General features: G+C 44.6%; 21 protein-coding genes. 19 read left to right on the top strand and 2 right to left on the bottom strand.

All coding sequences use genetic code 11. From position 1 onward, the window contains the following. Positions 1 to 59 precede the first annotated feature (59 nt). From DW205_RS14855 to DW205_RS14790, 14 genes are all read left to right on the top strand, one after another. Positions 60 to 1,154 (top strand): HAMP domain-containing sensor histidine kinase, encoded by a 1,095-nt coding sequence (locus tag DW205_RS14855; protein WP_005862364.1) that lies wholly within the window; start codon positions 60 to 62, stop codon positions 1,152 to 1,154. A 58-nt stretch (positions 1,155 to 1,212) separates the two neighbouring features. Further along, the gene (locus DW205_RS14850; protein WP_005857058.1) at positions 1,213 to 1,602 is read left to right on the top strand and encodes a LytTR family DNA-binding domain-containing protein; all 390 of its coding nucleotides are present in this window, start codon (positions 1,213 to 1,215) and stop codon (positions 1,600 to 1,602) included. A 4-nt stretch (positions 1,603 to 1,606) separates the two neighbouring features. Then, complete coding sequence (locus tag DW205_RS14845) at positions 1,607 to 2,260, top strand: FHA domain-containing protein (RefSeq protein ID WP_005857056.1); 654 nt, start codon at positions 1,607 to 1,609, stop codon at positions 2,258 to 2,260. A gap of 142 nt (positions 2,261 to 2,402) precedes the next feature. Then, the gene (locus DW205_RS14840; protein WP_005862363.1) at positions 2,403 to 2,657 is read left to right on the top strand and encodes a hypothetical protein; all 255 of its coding nucleotides are present in this window, start codon (positions 2,403 to 2,405) and stop codon (positions 2,655 to 2,657) included. Then, positions 2,654 to 3,169: an FHA domain-containing protein gene (locus tag DW205_RS14835; RefSeq protein ID WP_005862362.1), complete on the top strand. Its 516-nt coding sequence runs from the start codon at positions 2,654 to 2,656 to the stop codon at positions 3,167 to 3,169. Before DW205_RS14840 ends, DW205_RS14835 begins: the two co-directional genes overlap by 4 nt. 12 nt (positions 3,170 to 3,181) lie before the next feature. Then, complete coding sequence (locus DW205_RS14830; RefSeq protein WP_005862361.1) at positions 3,182 to 3,985, top strand: PP2C family serine/threonine-protein phosphatase; 804 nt, start codon at positions 3,182 to 3,184, stop codon at positions 3,983 to 3,985. 41 nt (positions 3,986 to 4,026) lie between these two features. Next, positions 4,027 to 5,820, top strand: coding sequence for a serine/threonine-protein kinase (locus tag DW205_RS14825; protein WP_158557038.1), 1,794 nt, complete (start codon positions 4,027 to 4,029; stop codon positions 5,818 to 5,820). A 41-nt stretch (positions 5,821 to 5,861) separates the two neighbouring features. Beyond that, positions 5,862 to 6,818 (top strand): hypothetical protein, encoded by a 957-nt coding sequence (locus tag DW205_RS14820; protein ID WP_008772192.1) that lies wholly within the window; start codon positions 5,862 to 5,864, stop codon positions 6,816 to 6,818. Between the two features lie 12 nt (positions 6,819 to 6,830). Then, complete coding sequence (locus DW205_RS14815; protein WP_005862357.1) at positions 6,831 to 8,993, top strand: kelch repeat-containing protein; 2,163 nt, start codon at positions 6,831 to 6,833, stop codon at positions 8,991 to 8,993. Positions 8,994 to 8,995: 2 nt separating this feature from the next. Further along, positions 8,996 to 9,892 (top strand): serine O-acetyltransferase, encoded by an 897-nt coding sequence (locus DW205_RS14810; protein WP_005857041.1) that lies wholly within the window; start codon positions 8,996 to 8,998, stop codon positions 9,890 to 9,892. Positions 9,893 to 9,966: 74 nt separating this feature from the next. Beyond that, complete coding sequence (locus DW205_RS14805; RefSeq protein ID WP_005857039.1) at positions 9,967 to 10,365, top strand: ferredoxin; 399 nt, start codon at positions 9,967 to 9,969, stop codon at positions 10,363 to 10,365. Between the two features lie 21 nt (positions 10,366 to 10,386). Then, on the top strand, positions 10,387 to 12,177 hold the full coding sequence (locus DW205_RS14800) for an NADH-ubiquinone oxidoreductase-F iron-sulfur binding region domain-containing protein (protein WP_005862354.1): 1,791 nt from the start codon (positions 10,387 to 10,389) through the stop codon (positions 12,175 to 12,177). Positions 12,178 to 12,191: 14 nt separating this feature from the next. Continuing rightward, positions 12,192 to 13,982, top strand: coding sequence for an NADH-dependent [FeFe] hydrogenase, group A6 (locus DW205_RS14795; protein ID WP_005862352.1), 1,791 nt, complete (start codon positions 12,192 to 12,194; stop codon positions 13,980 to 13,982). Positions 13,983 to 13,985: 3 nt separating this feature from the next. Beyond that, entirely contained in the window at positions 13,986 to 14,474 is a 489-nt protein-coding gene (locus DW205_RS14790; RefSeq protein WP_005857033.1) for an NAD(P)H-dependent oxidoreductase subunit E, read from the top strand. Positions 14,475 to 14,547: 73 nt separating this feature from the next. Here DW205_RS14790 and DW205_RS14785 read toward each other — a convergent pair whose 3' ends face one another. Together DW205_RS14785 and DW205_RS14780 are read right to left on the bottom strand one after the other, a co-directional pair. Continuing rightward, positions 14,548 to 15,519, bottom strand: a complete 972-nt coding sequence (locus tag DW205_RS14785; protein WP_121963108.1) for a TPM domain-containing protein — start codon at positions 15,517 to 15,519, stop codon at positions 14,548 to 14,550. 14 nt (positions 15,520 to 15,533) lie between these two features. Continuing rightward, positions 15,534 to 16,121 (bottom strand): LemA family protein, encoded by a 588-nt coding sequence (locus DW205_RS14780; RefSeq protein ID WP_005857030.1) that lies wholly within the window; start codon positions 16,119 to 16,121, stop codon positions 15,534 to 15,536. Between the two features lie 328 nt (positions 16,122 to 16,449). Between DW205_RS14780 and DW205_RS14775 the strand changes: the two genes are divergently transcribed. From DW205_RS14775 to DW205_RS14755, 5 genes are all read left to right on the top strand, one after another. Next, complete coding sequence (locus DW205_RS14775; RefSeq protein WP_005857028.1) at positions 16,450 to 17,829, top strand: cytochrome c peroxidase; 1,380 nt, start codon at positions 16,450 to 16,452, stop codon at positions 17,827 to 17,829. A 17-nt stretch (positions 17,830 to 17,846) separates the two neighbouring features. Next, positions 17,847 to 18,308 carry a septal ring lytic transglycosylase RlpA family protein gene (locus DW205_RS14770; RefSeq protein WP_005857026.1) on the top strand — a complete coding sequence of 154 codons (462 nt, stop codon included), beginning with the start codon at positions 17,847 to 17,849 and terminating at the stop codon, positions 18,306 to 18,308. A gap of 10 nt (positions 18,309 to 18,318) precedes the next feature. Then, a complete protein-coding gene (locus DW205_RS14765) occupies positions 18,319 to 19,251 on the top strand; it encodes a UDP-glucuronic acid decarboxylase family protein (RefSeq protein WP_005862346.1) in 933 nt (310 codons plus the stop codon). Between the two features lie 90 nt (positions 19,252 to 19,341). Further along, on the top strand, positions 19,342 to 20,601 hold the full coding sequence (locus tag DW205_RS14760; RefSeq protein WP_005862344.1) for a TolC family protein: 1,260 nt from the start codon (positions 19,342 to 19,344) through the stop codon (positions 20,599 to 20,601). Between the two features lie 16 nt (positions 20,602 to 20,617). Next, the gene (locus tag DW205_RS14755; protein WP_005862342.1) at positions 20,618 to 21,703 is read left to right on the top strand and encodes an efflux RND transporter periplasmic adaptor subunit; all 1,086 of its coding nucleotides are present in this window, start codon (positions 20,618 to 20,620) and stop codon (positions 21,701 to 21,703) included. The last annotated feature ends 2 nt before the right edge of the window (positions 21,704 to 21,705 follow it).

The raw sequence follows: 21,705 nt of genomic DNA, 5'->3' as shown, positions 1-21,705 counted from the left end.
TCATTCGTTTTTTATGGCTAAACCCTCTTTTTGCATAAATATAATGAGAACGGATATATATGAAAACGACATTAGGCATAGAGTTCGAGCCTTTTTTTCCTCAGATAAGTCATCGTGCCAAGATCGGCTGCGCAAAGTATGATTTGTCTACTGGGGAAGGAGTGGCGATGGAACAATGGTATCTGAATATGGGTGAAGTTCCGGGAACTCCATTGAGCCAGATAGTAGGCATATATTCCAATGTCAAGCCAGAAGACCGTGAATGCTTGAAAACTTCCTTGAGCCGACTTGTCCACGGAGAAACTGATCATGATCAAGGGGAAGTCCGGGTCAGGGATGGCGAGGGATGGAAATGGGTTCGTCTGGATATAATGGAGGCGGGTCTGGAGAAATCAAGCCCCATCCTATTACTGATGAATTATGATATATCTGAACTGAAAGCGATGGAAGAACGAATGCTGAAGGCCGAGAAATCAGAGCGTTTGAAATCCTCCTTTTTGGCAAACATCAGCCATGAGATCCGCATGCCATTAAACGCTATTGTCGGATTCTCTTCTCTTTTAGGGGATGAAGAGGATGGTGAGCTAAGACAAGAGTATATTAATCTTATTCAGACCAATAATGAGTTATTATTGGGTATCGTTAATGATGTATTGGATCTGGCTAAGCTCGAGTCTGGTACCATGACCTTTGATTTCATGGAATTTGATCTAAGACAACTTATTGTAGAAACGGTAGCATCTTTCCAGATCAAAGTACCGAGAGGGGTAGCTTTGACCTATCCGGAATCTTTGGATTCCTTTTTATTACGCTCCGACCGTATCCGTTTGAAACAAGTTCTTGGCAATTTTATAACAAACGCAATTAAGTACACCTCTATAGGTAGCATCATCTTGTCATATCAAGCCATGGAGAACGAGGTTCTTTTGTCCGTGACCGATACGGGGGAAGGAATGTCGGAGGAAATAAAACTTCATGTGTTCGATCGTTTTTATAAAGGACGAAACCAAAAGCAAGGCATAGGGCTTGGACTTTCTATCTGCCAAAATATAATTGAAAGGCTGGGAGGGCGTATCGGTGTCTCTTCTGAGCAGGGAAAAGGCTCTTGTTTTTGGTGCACTTTACCAATCTTTCCCCCAAAAGATACCTATTAAATAAAGAAAATACCGTATATTTGTTTTTGAAAGAGAAACGAAAAAACAATTTCTACGTATGGAGCGGTATTTAATTATAAAAACAAGGGATGAGTTGTTGCGCATTAAGATTGGTCAGATCCTTTATTTTGAAGCAGACAGGAACTATACGAAACTATTGTTGTCAAATGGCATCCAATTTACCTTCGCTATAAATATCGGAAAAATAGAAGAGATCTTAGAGAAGCAGGTCGCTGGTTGTAACAAGATATTAATGCGTGTCGGAAAAAGTCATATCATAAATAAAAATCATATCTTACAAATAAATCTCCCTAAGCAGCGTTTATTATTATTGACGGAAGAGGGTAAGCCTAAAGAGTTGGTAATATCCAAGGATCCGTTGAAAGTGCTGAAAGATAATCTTGAGAAGGAGATGGGAAAGCCTCAAGAGGAAGAGGAAAAGGAATAAGACTATGATTATAAAGATAGGAAAAGCAAAAGACAATGATTTTATTGCAAACGATCCTCATGTAAGCCGCCATCATGCCCGTCTGATACGTGAGGATGGTGGCAACTTATTATTGGAGGATACGGGATCTACTAACGGTACGTTCGTGAATGGAGCCCAGATCGTAAAGAAACGTGTTACTCCTACGGATCATATTCGCTTGGGGGATAGCTATGTCTTAAATCTTTCCGAGGTGCTTAAATACAATAATGATTATAGCGATGAATTTGCCGCATTGAAAAAAGTCTACGATGATTATATTCAAGCAAAAGTTAAGATTCAATCCTCTAATCAGTTTAAGACCAGATTATTTCAATCCTTACCATTTGCTTTGCCCGGAATAGTGGGGGTCGTGATAGGCTTCTTAGGGAAAGGTAGCCCGGAACTATTCGGCATCAGCCTCCTGATAACGATTTGTGCCCCTACGGTAGGAATCTATCTAGGAGCCAAGCAGTCAGCCAAAATTCCCCAGCAATTGCAGGATATCGCCAATCAATTTAAGATAGACTATGTTTGTCCGAAATGTGGGACATTCTTAGGTGAGATCCCTTGGGAATCATTGAAAAACCGAAAGCAATGCCCAGTTTCTTCCTGTAAGGCCAAATGGGTGAGAGAATGAGCCTTTTCTTTTCGTATAGTAAAACAGCCTCTTTTGTACATGAAACCCAAATGTTTGATTATAAGAGAGAATAACAAGTTTATTAATCCATTGCTTTTTGTACTTTTGTTTTCGGAATATTAATATATTAGGAACAAAGGTTATGCAAGAAGAGGAATATACATTCGTAACTTTAGACGGCAATGACGTCATGCCAGCGGATGCTGTCATAATAGACGTGGAAGGAGGAGGTGTCGACCTAGACGATGCCATAGTTATAGACGATAGTAGCATCGAGTCTTTCGATCATTCAGACTTTATAACATTGGCGGACGATACGGTTATGCTTTCCGATACAGATATGATGGATCTGTACTCTACGGATATGGATGGCGCAGATATTTCGTTTATCGTATGATCGCGGTTAAATGTCCACATTGCCATGTAGGATTAAAGGTAGACGAGGGGAAGATTCCCCTCGGCATTACCTCCTTTAAGTGTCCGAAATGCAAAGAGCCTATTCCTTTGTCCTTATTATCCGAGAAATGTAATCATCAGGAAATCGATTCCGATACGATTTTAGTGACACCTGTCAAGACTGGAATCGGCAGACTGACGGTTCTTCCAGACGCCGATACACCTGAACAAGCGTTTCCTCTTCACGAAGGGAAGGTTGTCATTGGCCGGAAGTCGAACGCCTCACAAGCTACGATGCCAATTATCACGGCTGATCGCACGATGAGTCGCGAGCATATTTGCATTGAGGTGAAAAAAGATTCAAAAGGTGGATATAAACATTTCCTTACCGACAATAATAGTAAAAACCATACGTTATATAATAACAGTTACCTAGAGAATGGCGAGGTGGTCGTGCTCAATGATAATGACGAGATTATTATTGGTCGCACCGTCTTACGTTTTAATGAATAAAACTCATTTGTTATGATTATAACGATCGGTAAGCCATGTGCTATTACGGAAAAAGGAGGCAGATCGAATAACGAGGATTCCATTTACCCGCTTCCCGAACAAGTGACCCTTGACCAAAAATTGTTTATGGTTTGCGATGGTGTGGGTGGAGCCGAGAAAGGGGAGGTAGCCAGCTCATTAGCTTGCGAGTCCATACAAACTTTCTTTTCTACGTTCCTAAAGGATGATCCCACGCCTGAGTTTATCCATAAAGCCGTACATTATGCGGAAGTCTGTTTCGACTCCTATGTTCAAGAGCATCCGGAAGCGATGGGTATGGCTACTACGCTCACCATGGCCTATATCGCTTCTTCCGGAATCGTATTGGCTCATATCGGAGATAGCCGGATCTATCATCTGAGGAAGGGGGAGATTTTATATCAAACAGAAGATCATTCATTGGTAAATTCGTTGGTTAAATTAGGTAAGATCACTCCGGAAGAAGCGTTAACCCACCCCCAGCGGAATGTGATTATCCGGGCTATACAAGGCACTCATACTCCAACAGAAGCGGACATTATTACCTTGAACGATATTCAACCCGACGATTTCCTCTTTCTTTGTACGGACGGGGTTCTTGAAAGACTGAAGAATGAAAAGATCGCAGAGATATTTAATGGTCGTTTATCTGTTCCGGAAATAAAGGACGCTCTCATGGAAGCCTGTGACGGCAAGACTCGGGATAATTTTTCTTTTTATATCATACCTATTCAAAAAGTGGAAGATAGCATGGGTTTTAAGCAAAATATTCTCTCTTTTCTTTATTCTTTTATATAAATAACGTACTTTTGGCAGATTAAATGGAATTATTCAAGGTTATGAATCTGCCAGACGGACATCTTCTTCAAAATGGAAAATACAGACTTACTCATGTGGTTGGTCAAGGTGGTTTTGGCATAACCTACAGAGGAGTTTGGTATACAGAGGTTAAAGGATCTTTAGGCACCGTAAAGACGGAGGTCCCTATCTGTGTCAAGGAATATTTCTTCAAGGATTATTGTTATAGAGAACCCGGTTCCCAAGCCGTAAAAGTACATTCGGAGACGGGAAAGGTCTTATTTAACAAGTTCAAGGAAAAACTGATCAAAGAGGCAAAGATCCTATCGGAAGTTCACCATCCCTATATCGTAAACGTGTTGGAGGTTTTCGAGGAAAACAATACGGCTTATATTGCCATGGAGTATATTTCCGGCTTCTCGCTAAAATATATGCTTGAGAAAAACGGGATATTGCCCGAAGCTACGGTCCTTAAATATGTACGGCAAATTGGCGAGGCGTTACAATTCGTTCATGATAAGAGTATCTTGCATCTAGATATCAAGCCTAGCAATATCTTGATCGATAAGAACGGGAACGCCCGCTTGATCGATTTCGGAGTCAGCAAACGTTACGATATCGAGCAGGAAGAGACCAGCACTACGATGTTAACCCTTTCTAAAGGATTCGCATCCATAGAGCAATACGATAACGAAGGAACACAAGTGTTCTCGCCCCGTCCGGATATTTATTCCTTGGGAGCCACGATGTATAATCTGTTAACGGGAACAATCCCTACAGAATCTATACTACGTGCCGCACGTCCTTTGCGAAACCCCTCTGAAATCAATGCGGCGATCAGCCCGAAAACAGAGGCTGTTATCATAAAAGCGATGCAAATCATTCCTGCGGATCGCTTTGAGACGGTGGGCGAGATGTTGGCGTCTTTGGATTTTTCTCAAGCGGAAAAGGAAGTTCAGGTTGTCCCAAGTCCATCTCCCGAGATTGTGAATGAGGAAACAACGGTGGTTTATTCATCACCTGTAGATTCTAAATTAGTAGGATCGGATGATGAAGAGACTGTTGTCAATGTGGCTAATCCACCTGCCGTGGAGCCAGTAACAGAAAAGAATAATTCCAGAAAGAAAATAATTCCTATCGGAATCGCTATATTTGTCGTTGTAGGATCCGCTACAGCTCTTTTAGTGCATAGCAATAGGCCCACAAAAGAGGTTGTCGAGAGTATTGATTTACCTTCAGCTGTGGAGCCGGATAGCAATGTCTCAAAAGAAGTAGAAATGCCAGATCACCCAGTTTTACATACGGAACCTCCTATCTCTGAGATAAAGGAAGCGGAGAAACAAGAGCCTCAAGTGGAAGAGAAACGACCTATGGAAACAGAGCATACGATAGAAGAGAATGTTCTCCCGGATCAGCCATCGGAAAATGAGATGAATGAGAAATATAACTCGTTAATCGCCTCCGGTAAGGAAAAAATGGCCAAAGCTGATTATTCGGGAGCTAAGAAAGATTTGTCGGAAGCAAAGGATACGAAACTTACGGAAGAGGTAGTCCGGTTGATCATCGCTTGCGATGAGAAAACCGAGGAGAAACTTATAGCGGACAAAAAGGCCCTGTATGAGGAGAAAATGGCTTTCGGACGATATAAGATCGTACGTAAGAAGTCAAATAACAGATACGGGGCGATCGATTCGAAAGCCGAGGAACGTATTCCTTGCAAATACCTAAGTGTCGGTATCGCGGATAACGGCCGGGCATTCGAACGGGAAGACAATTTGTTTGATATTTATAATTCTGACGGATCATTGATTAGCGAAGGCCTTACTTATTATTGATTGTAATATTATGAACAACTAAACATGTATTTACCTATTATATGAAAAGACTTTGGATATTGATGATATGTGCGGTATTTCCCCTCGGATTGCTGGCGCAACAGCGTACGGAATACAACCGTAAGGGAGATGAAGCGATGAAACGTCTTGATTATAGTGACGCTAAAATGTGGTACGAGGAAGGCGTATCGCAATGCGACGCATACAGTATTGATCAGCTGACTACGATTTGGCTTTCCAACGAGCGAATGCGGCCTTCCATGCGTAGCTTGATGAATAAATGTTTAAACTGCCTGACGGTCAAAGCTACGGAAGATGATCCGGATGCCATCTCTAAATTAATCATTTATTATTCGGAAGGTATCGGAACCCCTAAAAGTGAGGAGCTAGCAACCTATTGGAAAGAATACCAAGAGATATTGTTAAAGCCGGCGGAACCGGAGGCCCAACCGATAGATTCCGCGGCGGTATCCCCTAAGAAACGAATGGAGTTTTTCGCGGGATACTCGTATTCGATCGAATCTCCTTATGGAATCACGGTAGGAGGTATGGGGCAACGCTTCGGTTGGTATGTCCGTTTCAAGACGAATATGTCTTTTATGAATTATACGGACGAATGTAATAACCAAGGGCAGATTATTAAGTTCTCTAATTCGGAAGGGGAATCTTATGAGCTTAATACAGGTAAATCCTCGAAGACAAATAGTATAGCCGGAACGGCCGGTTTAATCGTAAAATGCTTTCCGTGGTTATATGCCTCCGTTGGTTTGGGATATGGTGAAAGAGCTTTACTACATTCGTTCACGACCCATTCCTATGAAAACTACGATAGTACACGAGAGGTATGGTGCCGGAATATTGATTCCTCATACAAAGGGGTCGCTGCCGAGGTTGACTTGATGATGAAAATAACGAACTCTGTATTTATTAGCGTTGGATGCAATACGGTTAATTTTAAGTACTTGGATCTAAACGCTGGCTTAGGTGTATTCTTTTAATATTGATTATTTATGAAACATATATACTCACTCTTCTCTATTCTATTTGCGGCTTTATTAATGGCCGGATGCGTGAATGATCCGGATATAGATGGTGGCATTCGAAACGCTAAAAAACCGTCTGTTAAGACAGACGAGATATTGAAGTCCACGGCTAGTTCCGTGACAGTATCGGGGGAGGTCTTGCAAGAAAACGGCGCTCCCGTGACAGAGGCCGGTTTTTGTTGGAGCACGGAATCAACCTTTACTGTGATAGAGAAAAATAAAAAAGCCGTATCCAAGCGTAAGGTAAAATATGAGGCTACGATCGAGGGCTTAACCAATGATCTGGATTACTATATCCGGGCCTATGCGATCAATGCGGTAGATACCGCTTATGGAGAGATTTTACCTTTTAAGACGAAAGATGGATTAGGAAGCGTTAAGACCTTATTGCCAGTCAACGTGATGTCTACTTCCGTTCAATGTGGAGGTATGATAACCAAACAAGGGGAAGCCGAAATCGAGGAAAGGGGTATTTACTTAATGCTGAATCCGGAGCCTTCAGCATCCGACTCTACGATTCGTATAGACATGGAAGCCGATTCGTTCTATTGTACGATCTCCGATTTAAAACCGGAAACTACCTATTACGTTAGAGCTTACGCAAAAAGTAAATATGGTGAGTATAACGGGGCGAAAGTCGAGACCTTTAAGACCACGAATGGTCGTCCTGTATTAGATGATAACAAATTCAAGAAAATAGCGACAGAGTTTACCTATGCGGAGTTCTCCATGGAAATAATAAGCGAGGGAGATTCTCCGATCACGGCATGTGGTTTCTGCTTTAGTGCTGATAAATCGCCGACAATAGAAAATGGGGATACGATTATTTGCGGAGCGGGTATCGGAGAATTTGCCGGGAAAATCTATGATATGCAACAGCAGAAAGGGTATTACGTACGTGCTTATGCGACAAACGCTTTAGGTACTACCTATAGCGCAGGCGAAGGTATCCATACGATTCTGGAAAGTGAGTTGCCTACAGTCAATACGAAGGAGGTGTCTACTATTAAAAACGGTACCGCATGGGTAGGAGGAGAGGTCTTAGCCGAAGGTGCCTCACCGGTTACAGAGGCCGGTGTATGTTGGGGAACTAGTCCTAGTCCGGCCTTTGGTAATTGTGAAGGAGCGGTAGCTCTTTCTTCCGGTACACAAGCGTTTACGGGTACGATAAAGGAATTGAGAGGAGGCACGAGCTATTATTTAAGGGCTTACGCTAAAAATAAGAATGGTATCGCTTACGGAGAGGAAGTTCGCTTCCAAACTCCGGATATATTTGGAGCAGGGGCAAGGTTTGAGGGAGCTTTCCGGATACCGGGATCTACCTCTTTCTGTACCTTGGCTAATAGCACGGGATTCTTGTTAGGCGGTGACACGGGTAGGGAATACACCGATGAGTTTTGGGGATATATGACCTCTAAGAAAGAATGGTTGCCCTTAAGGTCTCAGCCTGAGAAATTATCGGGCCAAGCATGTTTCAGCATCGGATTTGGCCTATGGACTTTTGGTGGTTTGGATAACACAGGAAAGATATGTGACAGTTTATATGTATACTCCACATCCGATAATTCTTGGAGCGCCGTACAAACAGACCAGCAACGGCCTAAAGGTATGTATCGGGCGGCATGTTGCAGAATGGAAGATCAAGCGTTCCTCATAGGTGGACGTAGAGGTAACGAACTAATCGATGAAGTCTGGACTTATGAACCGAGCGCTTTCGTTTGGAGCAAGAAATCTAATTTCCCGATTAAACAATACGGCGGAATATCCGTTGTAATTGGTGACCGTATATATGCCGGACTGGGGATTATTAATAAAGCGGATCCTTCTTTGGAATATACGACACAGTTTTGGTCTACAGACAAGAACGCTGTAGCTTGGGAAAAGGAGGCTTCGTTCCCCGGAAGGATGCTTTTATGTGCTATCGCTTATGGTAATTACGTATATGGCGTAGACGGGGACGGTTATATTTGGTGCTATGATCCGGACTCTCAGAACTGGAGCCAGAAATCCCAGTTACCAGCGGCTAACAGGTCTGTACATTGCATGTATGTCTTGGATAATTATATCTATATCGGTTTGGGCAATGCCTCTAACTCATTAATCAGTTACGATCCTACTTGGGATAATTAAAGATGAATAGAACAGCGATTTTAGAACAGATACAGAAGAACGTAGAACGGCTGTCGGCTCCTGATCTACCGGAATACAAATATATCCCGTTGCATCAGAAGCCATCGCCTTCAGTCGCTACGTTGCATGAGATCATGCGCCTATTACGTACGGTTATCTTCCCCGGATTCTTTGGTACGGAACAAGAGGCTCAATTAGGCTCTATCCAATATTATACGGGAGTCTATTTGGAAAAGATCTATGATCTCTTGCAAGAGCAAATATATAATGGGCTTTGTTTTGAGGTAGAGCGTTGTTGTGATTCCAAGGACCGGGCTTCCGAGATCTCGATCGCTTTTATTAACCGGATTCCTCATATCAAATATTTACTGTCCACCGATGTAAAGGCCATCTTGGATGGTGATCCGGCAGCCAAGAGCGTGAGTGAGATTATATTCTGTTATCCGGCGGTCTACGCGCTTTTACATCAACGGGTCGCTCATGAATTATTCGAGCTAGGCGTACCGGTACTCCCGCGTATCATTACGGAAATGGCACACTCGCAAACCGGGATCGACATTCATCCCGGGGCGCAGATCGGAGAATATTTCAGTATCGATCATGGAACGGGTATTGTCGTGGGACAAACCGCCATTATCGGAAACCATGTCCGCCTTTATCAAGGTGTGACGTTAGGAGCCAAGAGTTTTACGCTGGACGAGGAAGGACTTCCGATAGATTTGCCCCGTCACCCGATCATCGAGGATTATGTGACCATTTATTCCAACGCATCCATATTAGGACGGATCACTATTGGCCGAGGATCTATTATCGGGGGTAACATCTGGCTCACCCATAGTGTACCTCCCAATTCCAAGATATCTCAATCACGTGTCGAAGAAAAATTCACGGAAATATGATATTATTTGAAAGAGATTCCGTATGTTTGTGCAAATGACATTACGGTGTTTTCCTTAAATAATAGAATATGACCATGAACAAAGTAAAGACATTAGATGATCTCAAGAAAATGCGTGAATCTCTTCGTGCGTCTTTGGATCTGCGTGAAAAAAGCAATACCCCTGATCAGCTCGTACAAATTAAGGTTTCTATGGCCACTTGCGGTATAGCTGCCGGAGCCAAGGAGATAATGAGTTATTTTATCGAGGTTTTAGACCGGCAGAAAATCGATGCGTTGGTAACTCAAACCGGATGCATGGGCTATTGTTATGCGGAACCGACTATCGAAATCAAGCTTCCGGGTCAGGAGCCGTTGGTATTCGGTTATGTCGATAAGGCAAAAGTAGAAGAGATCATAGATAAGTATATCCGTAAGGGTATCTTGGTAGACGGCATCATTCCTGTAACTTACACCACCGTAAAACCCGAATAAGAAATTTAATATCTTACATAAATGGCACAATACACGAATTATATATTGGTGTGCGGTGGCACAGGTTGCCGTGCATCACAAAGCGAGCAGATCATCGAGAATCTGAGAGCCGCCGTCGAGCAATACGGATTAGAGGATACACAAGTGATCCGTACCGGATGCTTCGGTTTCTGCGAGAAGGGTCCGGTGGTTAAGATGATCCCCGATAACACTTTTTACGTACAAGTTCAACCATCGGATACGGACGAGATCGTACGGGAGCATTTGGTAAAAGGCCGTAAAGTGGAACGGTTACTTTATATGAATCCAGAGAACCGTGAGCTGGTTCCGGACTCCAAGCATATCGGATTCTATAAGAAACAGCTACGAATCGCCCTTCGAAATTGTGGCTTTATCAACCCGGAGAATATCGATGAGTATATCGCTCGTGACGGCTATGTAGCGTTAGGAAAAGCCCTTGTGGAAATGACTCCCGAGGAAGTAATCAAGGAAATCATGGATAGTGGTTTACGGGGTCGTGGGGGCGGTGGTTTCCCGACAGGCTTGAAATGGCAGATTACCCGTAAGGTACAAGCGCCTCAAAAATACGTGGTTTGTAATGCGGACGAGGGCGACCCGGGCGCTTTTATGGATCGCTCCATATTGGAGGGCGACCCGCATTCGATTGTGGAGGCTATGGCGATTAATGGATATTGTACGGGAGCTAGCAAAGGTTTGGTATATATCCGTGCCGAATATCCGCTAGCCGTGGAACGTTTGAAAATCGCCATACGGCAAGCGAAAGAATATGGATTGCTGGGCGAGAATATATTTGGGACTGATTTCTCATTCGATATCGAGATCCGGTACGGTGCCGGAGCTTTTGTTTGTGGAGAGGAGACCGCTTTGATCCACAGTATGGAAGGTTTGCGAGGCGAGGCTACCGTAAAGCCGCCGTTCCCTAGTGAACACGGGTATAAAGGTTGTCCGACCAATGTAAATAACGTAGAGACTTATGCGAATATCCCGGTGATCTTGTTAAGAGGCGCTAAATGGTTCAGTAGTATCGGAACGGAGAAAAGCAAAGGAACAAAGGTGTTCGCCTTGGCTGGAAAGGTAAACAATGTGGGGCTGATCGAGGTTCCTATGGGTACGACTTTGCGTGAGGTTATCTTTGGAATTGGGGGAGGTATCAAGGATGGAAAGAAGTTTAAGGCTGTGCAAACCGGTGGCCCGTCAGGAGGTTGCTTGACAGAAAAGCATCTAGATCTTCCTATCGATTATGATAATTTGCTTGCCGCTGGTTCCATGATGGGTTCCGGAGGTATGATCGTCATGGACGAGGATGATTGTATGGTAGCCATGGCTAAGTTCTATCTGGACTTTACGGTCGAGGAATCTTGCGGTAAATGCGCACCGTGCCGTATCGGTAATAAACGCTTACATGAAATATTGCAGAAAATTACGAGTGGAAACGGAACCGAAGAGGATTTGACCCGTCTAAGGAATCTGGCGATGGTGATTAAGGATACCGCTTTATGCGGCTTGGGACAGACTTCTCCGAATCCGGTTTTATCTACGATGGATAATTTCTACGATGAATATCTGGCGCATGTCCGGGAGCATCGTTGTCCGTCTCATCAATGCCGGGAACTTACTCAATATTTCATCAATCCGGAGAAATGTAAAGGATGTACGCTCTGTGCCCGTGTTTGTCCGGTGCATGCAATTACAGGTGGACGGAAAATTCCTCATATTATCGATCCGCAAGCTTGTATCCGTTGCGGTACCTGTATGGAGAAGTGTAAGTTCGGAGCGATTTATGTCCACTAAATTCATTTACAATCATGGAAACAATTAAATTAATCATAGATAATAAAGAGGTGGAAGTGCCGAGAGGAACCACCATTTTAGATGCGGCAAAAAGTGTAGGTATTCATATCCCGACACTCTGTTATATGAAACTGGAGGACTTGCACTACGAGAATAATCCGGGAGCTTGCCGTATTTGTGTCGTAGAGATCGAGGGACGTAGAAATTTAGCCCCATCCTGTAAAATGGAATGTACGGAAGGTATGGTCGTACGGACACATACCCCTCGGGTAATGAATGCCCGCAGGACGGTGATGGAGCTGATCCTCTCGAATCATCCGGCGGAATGCCTGACATGTAGTAGCAACGGACATTGCGAGTTACAAAAGATCGCGCACGACCTAGGAATCCGCGAGATCCGGTATAAGGGAGAAATGTCTACATTTACGATAGATCGTTCCCCTTCTATTGTCCGGAACATGAACAAATGCATCATGTGCCGCCGTTGTGAGACCATGTGCAATACGATACAGACGGTTGGCGCCTTGACTGCCGTGAACCGTGGATTTAACGCGGCCGTATCGACAGCTTTCGAACGGGATATGGCCGGAAGTACCTGTTCTTATTGTGGACAATGCGTATCCGTCTGTCCTGTAAACGCGCTTAGCGGACGTAATACGCAACAGCCGGTCTTGGACGCTTTGGCCGATCCTACTAAAATTGTTATCGCCCAGACAGCGCCGGCGGTTCGCACAGCGTTGGGACGTGATTTCGGGTATGAGCCGGGTACATTGGTTACAGGCAAGATGGTTTCAGCTTTGCGTCAATTGGGTTTTGATTATGTATTTGATACGGACTTTGCCGCCGACTTGACCATTATGGAAGAGGGAACGGAATTATTACATCGCCTAGGTAGTTACTTGAATGGAGACAAAGAGGTGAAAATACCGTTAATGACGAGTTGTTGTCCGGGCTGGGTTAGCTTTGTGGAACAACATTTCCCCGAGTTACGGGATAATTTATCTACAGCCAAGAGCCCGCAGCAAATGTTCGGAGCGATCGCCAAGAGCTATTTCGCCGAGAAGTTGGGAGTGGACCGTAAGGATTTGGTAGTCGTATCTATCATGCCTTGTTTGGCGAAGAAGTATGAGGCTAGCCGCCCGGAGTTTAGCGTGGAAGGTAATCCCGATGTAGATTATTCGATATATACCCGTGAGTTAGCCCGTTTAATCCGTTATGCGAATATAGATTTCAATGAACTGCCGGATGGTGAGTTCGATCGTCCGTTGGGTGAATCTACCGGAGCGAGCGTGATCTTCGGTACTACCGGCGGTGTTATCGAGGCCGCTTGCCGTACTGCTTATGAATTATATACGAAGAAAAATCTGGATAAAGTGGACTTCGAGGAGTTACGCGGGCTGGAAGGTATTCGTAGCGCTACCATCGATTTTAATGGGACTCCGGTAAAGATCGGTATCGCTCATGGTCTGGGGAATGCCCGCAAATTGATCGAGGAGGTGAAGAACGGTACCTCTCCTTATCATGCGATCGAGGTGATGGCTTGTCCGGGAGGCTGTATCGGCGGTGGCGGACAACCGTTCCACCGAGGCCGTATGGAGGTACTTCGCCGGCGTGCTGCCGCTCTTTACCGGGAAGACGCTAACAAACCGCTTCGCAAGAGCCATGAGAATCCGTATATCCAGCAATTATACAGCGAGTATTTGGGAGAGCCTTGCGGACCGAAAGCCCACAAATTACTGCATACACATTACATAGATCGTAAGGAAGTAATCGGTATGTATATAGAAACTGAAAAAAGTAAATAAGCCATGAATGAGATACATTTGCCTAAAACAAAAGTAGCGGAGCTACATGCGATATGCGCTGAACGCAACAACGATCCCGGGGAGTTGATCAATATCTTGCACGCCGCCCAAGGCTTGTTCGGATATTTACCACCGGAAGTCCAACAGGTTATCGCCGCTGAATTGAATATCCCGGTCTCAAGGGTATATGGCGTAGTTACTTTTTACTCATTCTTTACGATGACCCCCAAGGGGAAATACCCCATCTCGGTTTGTCTGGGAACGGCCTGTTACGTGCGTGGCGCGGAAAATGTTCTGGAAGAAATGCAACGTCAATTGGAAATAAAGGTAGGAGAGACTACACCGGACGGTTTGTTCTCCTTGGATTGCTTACGCTGTGTCGGTGCTTGCGGATTGGCTCCGGTGGTCATGATCGGCGGGAAGGTCTATGGAAGGGTTACTCCCGAGAAGGTACGGGATATACTTTCCGACTACTATCTGAAAGAACAATAGGATATAAAAACACAAGCGGTCACATAAGGTTTTACGTGACCGCTTGTATAAAATAATGCGAATAATCGTATTTTCAGAAACGACTGATCGAACCGCCCCCCCCGGAGCTTCCACCTCCCCAAGAGCCACCGCCGCCGCCTCCGCTAAAACCTCCGAAACCACCACCGCCCTCCATAATAATAGGGCCACCTCCTCCTCGGTGTATGCGGTCGATGGTACGATTTTTTTTCTCTGTATACCCGCAACTCTTACAGCGGTATACATCTTCGGCCAGACCTTCCGAGAAACGAGTCGCTTCCCGGATCACCTGCTGCCCCATATACACAAAGGTTTTCTTTCCACAACGGGGGCATGCCTTCGGACGATACTTTAAGTATGCGATAAACGCCGAGAAACCGATCATCCCGATAATCCCCACCACGAATATCCACATAAAATCATCATCGGACGAGGAAGAAGAACGGTTGCCAGTCATGCCTGCCCGTTCATAGTCGCTGGACATTAAATACTTGGTAACCGCCATGACTCCTTTCAACATGCCGGCGCTATAATCCCCGGCCTTTAGATCGGGCATCATATACCGCTGCTGGAGCCGGTAGCAAATCGCGTCGGGTAAGACACCCTCGATGCCATATCCCGTCTCGAAAACGACCGAACGTTGGGAAGGTTCCGTCACCAACTGGATCAATAAACCATTATCCTTGCTCTTTTGTCCCAATCCCCAATGTTTGAATAAATCCGTAGCGAACATCCGGGCATCCTGATCCCCGATGCTATTCACGGCAACGACAGCTACCTCGATACCGAGACTATCTTCCACTACATTTAATAATTGATTGATACGTGCCGCGTCATCCGGGGTAATGATACCATCCGGATTACTGACATGGTTCAACCGGTTGGAAAGACGCACGTTCGGAATGGTCTCGATCGAATAATCCTTTGCCGCGAAAATAGAAGAGGCAAAACCAACCAGCAATAAACTGATCCATAAAAGGCTTACCGGACACTTGCGCCTAGATCTTATATTCTTTATCTCACTCATTCAGCGAATGGCTATTAGAATTCTACCTTAGGAGCCTTTTCCGCACCGGATTCAGCGGCGAAATAAGCTTTCGATTGGAAGCCGAACATTCCGGACAAAATATTGTTCGGGAATTGGCGAATATAGGTATTATAAGACTGAGCTACCTCATTAAAACGTTTACGCTCTACTGAGATACGATTTTCGGTCCCTTCCAATTGCGCTTGAAGCTCCATAAAGTTTTGATTCGCTTTTAAGTCTGGATAACGCTCTAAAACAAGCATCAAACGGGAGAGGGCATTTCCTAACTCACCCTGTGCGGACTGGAATTTCTTCAAGGATTCCTCAGTAAGGTTAGAAGGATCAATCGTAGTCTTCGTCGCCTCGGCACGAGCGTTGACCACACCTTCTAAAGTCTCTTTCTCATGCGCGGCGTATCCTTTTACCGTATTTACCAGATTCGGGATCAAATCCATACGGCGTTGATATTGGTTCTCAACTTGGCTCCATGCGGTTTTCACGCCTTCGTCTTGAGTTACCATATTATTATACACGCCTTTCACCCAAAAGAATAATATCGCTACGATAGCGATGATAATCCATACAACTTTGTTCTTAAACATCTTTGCCTTATAATTTATTGATTATACATAATGAGACAAAGCTATATAAAAAAATCGGATTATCCACATAGCGATTGGCGGCTGCTTATAACTGCGATTGTTAGCTGCTTATAATGGGCATTGTAACATCCTTATATTGCCCATTGTTAGAACCTCATACTGGGCATTATAGGAAGGAGCTTGCCGCGATGCTGCGGATGGAAGCCCACCGCATAGATTCTATTTATCTTCCCATAGATAAAACTGATCAATGAAATCCAAGGCTTTTAGGGTACATGTAAGTGAATTGTTCTATATTTGCACTTAATAAATCTAAATAAATATAGTTATGCGTAAAACAATTTATGCTAAAATGACGGCATTACCGGTAGGACTCTGCGCTTTAGCCTTTGCGGTTACCTCGTGCGGTTCTTCCGAATACAAGAAATTTGCCGACAATGAAGGTAAGCAAGTGGCCTCTATCCTGCGGGAAAACGACTGTTTGGCCTGCCACTCTGAAAATGCGCCTCTGCCATTTTACGGTAATTTACCGTTGATCGGTCCCGTAGTACAGGCAGACATGAAGGAGGCCGTTCACTATGTGGACTTGACTGCTATGGTGGAAGCCTTGGAGAACGGGCAGCCCGTTTCAGAGGTTGATTTGGCGAAGGTGGAGAATACGGCCCTAAGCGGCTCTATGCCCCCGGCTAAGTATTCCCATATGCCGATGCACTGGGGAACTAGCCTTGACGACAATGAGAAAGCGGTGATCATTTCATGGGCGAAGAATGTCCGTAAAGATCGTTTCACGACCGAAACCGTAGCGGAAGAATTTAAGAATGAGCCTCTTCAGCCTCTAATGAAGAGCTTGCCTACAGATCCGGCGAAGGTAGAGTTGGGTTTTGCTCTGTATCATGATACTCGTTTGTCTGCGGACAATACGATCTCTTGCGCTACTTGCCACGGATTGAACACAGGTGGTGTAGACCGTAAGCAATATTCGGAAGGTATTAATGGACAGTTCGGTGGTGTTAACGCTCCGACCGTATATAATGCGGCGCTTAATTTCGTTCAATTTTGGGACGGACGTGCGGCAGACCTAAAAGAGCAAGCGGCTGGTCCTCCATTGAACCCAGTGGAAATGGGTTGTACCTCATTCGACCAGATTTGCGAGGCTTTAGCGCAAGATAAGGATTTCACGAAGAAATTCACGGAAGTGTATCCGGAAGGTTATTCTCAATCTACGATCACGGACGCTATCGCTGAGTTTGAGAAGACCTTGCTTACGCCGAGTCGTTTCGACAAATACTTGATGGGAGATAAAAACGCGCTTACAGCGGAAGAATTAGAGGGCTATCAACTATTCAAGGACAATAAATGCGCTACTTGCCACGTTGGTGTAAATGTCGGTGGTCAATCTTACGAGTTCATGGGTATCAAGAACAGCTATTTCGATTACCGGAATACAGGGTTGACGGACGGTGATAACGGACGCTATGCCGTGACTAAGAAAGAATCCGATCGTCATAAGTTCAAAACCCCGACACTTCGTAACGTGATGCTGACTTATCCGTACATGCACGACGGAACCGTAGCCTCCGTGGAGGATGCGATCCGTATCATGCATGAGTTCCAGATCGGAAAGGAGATCAATGATGTAGAAGTTGAAAAAATCGTTGTTTTTCTAGGAACTTTGAACGGAGAATATAATGGAAAAATGCTTCAATAATTGATTAAAAAAGGTACATGTCCTTCCGCTTGTTCTACATATTACTTATATTTGCCGCAGTTAAGTGTGGAGAAGGAATATGGGCACAGGAGGAAGGACTTGCTTCGTATTACCATCATCGTTTCCACGGCAGGAAATCATCCAGTGGAAGGGTTCATGATAAAGAAGAATTAGTCGCCGCGCATCGTACGTATCCTTTTGGTACTTTTTTAAGAGTCACGAACTTGGAGAATATGAAAAGTACCATTGTATGCGTAACGGATCGTGGACCTCGTTATAGAAAACGAATCATTGATGTATCAGCGAGCGCCGCCGAGATATTGGATTTTATCGATAAAGGTGTCGCTAAGGTACGGATAGAAGTCGTTCCCGGCCCCTTAGACCTCCGCTATCTGGACTTGATCTATCCTAAGATTCCTTATCTGGATATAGATTATTTACGTCCGGATCCACCTTATAGGGTGAAATTCACGAAATAAATTTAATATAATGAAGCAAATACTTATCACCGGGGGCGCCGGCTTTATCGGTTCTCATTTATGTGCCCGTCTTTTAGAAGAAGGAAATGAAGTAATTTGTCTGGATAACTATTTTACGGGAAGTAAGGAGAATGTGATTCCTCTGCTGAAAAATCCACATTTCGAGTTGATCAGGCATGATGTTTCTATACCGTTCCAAGCCGAGGTCGATGAGATTTATAATTTGGCATGTCCCGCATCTCCAGTTTATTATCAAATAGATCCGATACAGACGATCAAGACATCCGTGTTAGGAGCGGTCAATATGTTAGGTCTGGCAAAACGGGTGAACGCTAAGATATTACAAGCATCTACCAGCGAGGTGTATGGAGATCCCATGATACACCCGCAGCCGGAAAGCTATTGGGGAAATGTCAACCCGATAGGGCCTCGCTCTTGTTATGACGAGGGCAAGCGTTGCGCCGAGACCTTATTTATGGATTACCATCGCCAAAACAAGGTTCGCATTAAAATCATCCGCATCTTTAATACGTATGGGCCTAATATGAGTACGAACGATGGCCGTGTCGTCTCTAATTTCATTATACAGGCATTACAAAATAAGGACATTACGATTTATGGGGATGGAAACCAAACTCGTAGTTTCCAATATGTAGACGATTTGATCGAGGGGATGATTCGTATGATGAATACCTCGGATGATTTTATCGGCCCGGTAAATATCGGAAATCCGGGAGAGTTCTCGATGAACGAGTTGGCCAAGATCGTGATCCGTTTGACAAACTCCTCCTCTAAGATCGTATACCGCCCGTTGCCGGGAGACGATCCCAAGCAACGTAAGCCCGATATTACGTTGGCCAAAGAGAAATTAGATGGGTGGGAACCTACGGTTTGTTTGGAGGAAGGATTAAAGAAAACGATATTATACTTTAAATCTCTCTAATAAATTTCTAATTTGGCCTAAGAGTATTCTAACTAAATATTCATAAGCGATAAAAGAGTGACTTCTACCTTTGCGTAAAATTTAACGCAAATGGACAGACGAGTCACTCTTTTACTTTTTTTATCTCTTCTTTTCTCTGGGGCGAGAGCCTCTGTTGTCTCCCTCTCCTTGAAAGAGTCCGAGCAACGTTTCTCTGAGCACAATCTGGAAGTGATAGCCGAACGGTATAATATCGATATAGCCGAGGCTCAGGTGGTACAGGCCAAACTTTTCGAGAATCCCGTGGTCTCTTTGGAGCAAAATGTTTATAACCGGTTGAACGGGCATTACTTTGATTTCGGGAAACAAGGGGAAACGATCATAGAGGTGGAACAGTTGATCTATATCGCCGGACAGCGAAACAAACGTGTCCGTTTGGAGAAGATCCATAAGGAAATGGCCCTTTACCAATTCGAGGAAGTATTAAGAACCCTCCGGAGCGAGTTGAAGGAGAAATTCGTAACGCTTTATTTTACCCGGAAATCTCAATCCATTTACGATCGTGAGATCGATTCTTTGGCTCATCTGCTGAAGGTTCTCAAGGAGCAGAATGAGAAAGGGAATGTTTCTTTATTAGAGAAGTCCCGTATCGAGGCCCTATTGCTCTCTTTGCGGCAAGAGCGGAATGATATCGCCAATCAAGTTATCTCCCTTCAAGGAGACATGCGGCTTTTATTAGGATTATCCGGCAATGATACCTTCGAGCCGATATTCGATGAGTCTGTGTTGAACCAGATCGATATGGACTCCGTCCCTTTCTCTGAATTGACCTCTTTATTATACGAACGTCCGGATCTTAAGTTGGCGCAAGTAAGCATCAAGGCTTCGGAGGCGGACGTGAGATTACAACGTTCCCTCGCTTTCCCGGAAGTGAGCGTAAAGGGTACGTATGATAAGGCCGGTAACTTTATCAATGATTATTGGGCGATCGGATTGAGCGTCTCCCTTCCTATATTTAACCGGAATCAAGGGAATATCCGGGCGGCGAAAATATCTGTCGCTCAAAAGGCCCATAAGGAAGAATACGCACGCCGCCATGCCGAGAATGAATTATTCACCAGCTATGCCCGATTGGAAAAGGCGATTCAGCTTTATCGTTCCTCGAACTATGGATTGGAGAAGGATTTCGCCTTGATTATCGAAGGCGTGAACTTGAATTTCCAAAAACGGAATATCAGTCTCCTTGAGTTTATCGATTATTATGAGACCTACAAAACAACCTGCTTGCAACTTTACCAAACTCAAAAAGAAGTGTTACTGGCCTTGGAGGAGGTAAATACCGTAACGGGTAGCCATGTATTCAACTATTAAAAGCAAATCAAATGATATGAATAAGCATCTAATCACATGCATCCTTTTAGTACCCTTGGTATGTTCCTGCGGGAAACAGGCGACCACCTCGGTCGATACCCGGGAACCTTTACTATTAAATGACAGTTTACAGGAGATTATAACACTGGATACGGTTCGTGACACACCATTAACCAACGAGTTGTTGCTCAATGGCCGTGTCAGTTTCAATCCGGAGCGAGTAGCCCATGTGTATCCGATGTTTGGTGGAAATGTCACCTCCATTCATGCGGAAGTTGGCGATTACGTAGGGAAAGGAGATGTCCTAGCGGTGATCCGGAGCGGCGAGATCGCTGATATCGACAAGCAGCGAAAGGAGGCCGAGCATCAACTGGCTATCGCTAACCGTAACTTGGAGGCTACCCAAGATATGGCCCGGAGCGGTATGGCTTCCGACCGGGACTTCCTGCAAGCCCAGCAAGAGCAAGCCGATGCCGAGGCCGAGACCAAACGTATCCAAGAAATGTATTCCATTTATAACATAACAGACCCATCTACCTATGTGGTGAAAGCGCCGGTCTCCGGCTTTATCATCGATAAGAATATAAACCGGGATATGCAGATCCGTTCTGATCAAGGGGAGGAGATGTTTACCATTTCCGGTCTCGACGATGTCTGGGTGATGGCCGATGTCTATGAGGGAGATATCAGCAAGGTAAAAGAGGGGGCTACCGTTCGTATCACCACTTTGGCCTATAAGGATATGGAGTTTACGGGAACGATCGATAAGGTCTATCATATGCTAGACCGAGAAAGTAAGACCATGAGCGTAAGAGTCAAATTAAGGAACGAGAAGTATATGCTTAAACCCGGAATGTTTACGAACGTATATGTACAGAGCGCGGTAAAAGGAGAAAGTATGCCTTGCGTAAACGCCCATGCCGTGATCTTCGAGGATGGTAAAGAATACGTTGTCTATGTCTCGAAGGAGGGATATTTGCAAATGCGTGAGATCTCGGTGTATAAGCAAACCGAGAAGTTCTGTTACCTGCGATCCGGCTTGAAGGATGGGGATCGGATCGTAGATCGGAACGCTCTTTTGGTGTATAACGAATTAAAGTAACC

This window comes from Parabacteroides sp. AM17-47 (assembly GCF_003434625.1).
GTDB classification, from domain to species: Bacteria; Bacteroidota; Bacteroidia; order Bacteroidales; family Tannerellaceae; genus Parabacteroides; species Parabacteroides distasonis.
The sequence above is the reverse complement of the archived record's forward strand: the minus strand, read 5'-3'. Positions and strand labels throughout refer to the sequence as shown.

What these genes read in the sequence shown, in the direction of transcription:
- DW205_RS14855 (WP_005862364.1), top strand. Translation starts at nt 60, where the DNA reads ATGAAAACGACATTAGGCATAGAGTTCGAGCCTTTTTTTCCTCAGATA.
- DW205_RS14850 (WP_005857058.1), top strand. Translation starts at nt 1,213, where the DNA reads ATGGAGCGGTATTTAATTATAAAAACAAGGGATGAGTTGTTGCGCATT.
- DW205_RS14845 (WP_005857056.1), top strand. Translation starts at nt 1,607, where the DNA reads ATGATTATAAAGATAGGAAAAGCAAAAGACAATGATTTTATTGCAAAC.
- DW205_RS14840 (WP_005862363.1), top strand. Translation starts at nt 2,403, where the DNA reads ATGCAAGAAGAGGAATATACATTCGTAACTTTAGACGGCAATGACGTC.
- DW205_RS14835 (WP_005862362.1), top strand. Translation starts at nt 2,654, where the DNA reads ATGATCGCGGTTAAATGTCCACATTGCCATGTAGGATTAAAGGTAGAC.
- DW205_RS14830 (WP_005862361.1), top strand. Translation starts at nt 3,182, where the DNA reads ATGATTATAACGATCGGTAAGCCATGTGCTATTACGGAAAAAGGAGGC.
- DW205_RS14825 (WP_158557038.1), top strand. Translation starts at nt 4,027, where the DNA reads ATGAATCTGCCAGACGGACATCTTCTTCAAAATGGAAAATACAGACTT.
- DW205_RS14820 (WP_008772192.1), top strand. Translation starts at nt 5,862, where the DNA reads ATGAAAAGACTTTGGATATTGATGATATGTGCGGTATTTCCCCTCGGA.
- DW205_RS14815 (WP_005862357.1), top strand. Translation starts at nt 6,831, where the DNA reads ATGAAACATATATACTCACTCTTCTCTATTCTATTTGCGGCTTTATTA.
- DW205_RS14810 (WP_005857041.1), top strand. Translation starts at nt 8,996, where the DNA reads ATGAATAGAACAGCGATTTTAGAACAGATACAGAAGAACGTAGAACGG.
- DW205_RS14805 (WP_005857039.1), top strand. Translation starts at nt 9,967, where the DNA reads ATGAACAAAGTAAAGACATTAGATGATCTCAAGAAAATGCGTGAATCT.
- DW205_RS14800 (WP_005862354.1), top strand. Translation starts at nt 10,387, where the DNA reads ATGGCACAATACACGAATTATATATTGGTGTGCGGTGGCACAGGTTGC.
- DW205_RS14795 (WP_005862352.1), top strand. Translation starts at nt 12,192, where the DNA reads ATGGAAACAATTAAATTAATCATAGATAATAAAGAGGTGGAAGTGCCG.
- DW205_RS14790 (WP_005857033.1), top strand. Translation starts at nt 13,986, where the DNA reads ATGAATGAGATACATTTGCCTAAAACAAAAGTAGCGGAGCTACATGCG.
- DW205_RS14785 (WP_121963108.1), bottom strand. Translation starts at nt 15,519, where the DNA reads ATGAGTGAGATAAAGAATATAAGATCTAGGCGCAAGTGTCCGGTAAGC.
- DW205_RS14780 (WP_005857030.1), bottom strand. Translation starts at nt 16,121, where the DNA reads ATGTTTAAGAACAAAGTTGTATGGATTATCATCGCTATCGTAGCGATA.
- DW205_RS14775 (WP_005857028.1), top strand. Translation starts at nt 16,450, where the DNA reads ATGCGTAAAACAATTTATGCTAAAATGACGGCATTACCGGTAGGACTC.
- DW205_RS14770 (WP_005857026.1), top strand. Translation starts at nt 17,847, where the DNA reads ATGTCCTTCCGCTTGTTCTACATATTACTTATATTTGCCGCAGTTAAG.
- DW205_RS14765 (WP_005862346.1), top strand. Translation starts at nt 18,319, where the DNA reads ATGAAGCAAATACTTATCACCGGGGGCGCCGGCTTTATCGGTTCTCAT.
- DW205_RS14760 (WP_005862344.1), top strand. Translation starts at nt 19,342, where the DNA reads ATGGACAGACGAGTCACTCTTTTACTTTTTTTATCTCTTCTTTTCTCT.
- DW205_RS14755 (WP_005862342.1), top strand. Translation starts at nt 20,618, where the DNA reads ATGAATAAGCATCTAATCACATGCATCCTTTTAGTACCCTTGGTATGT.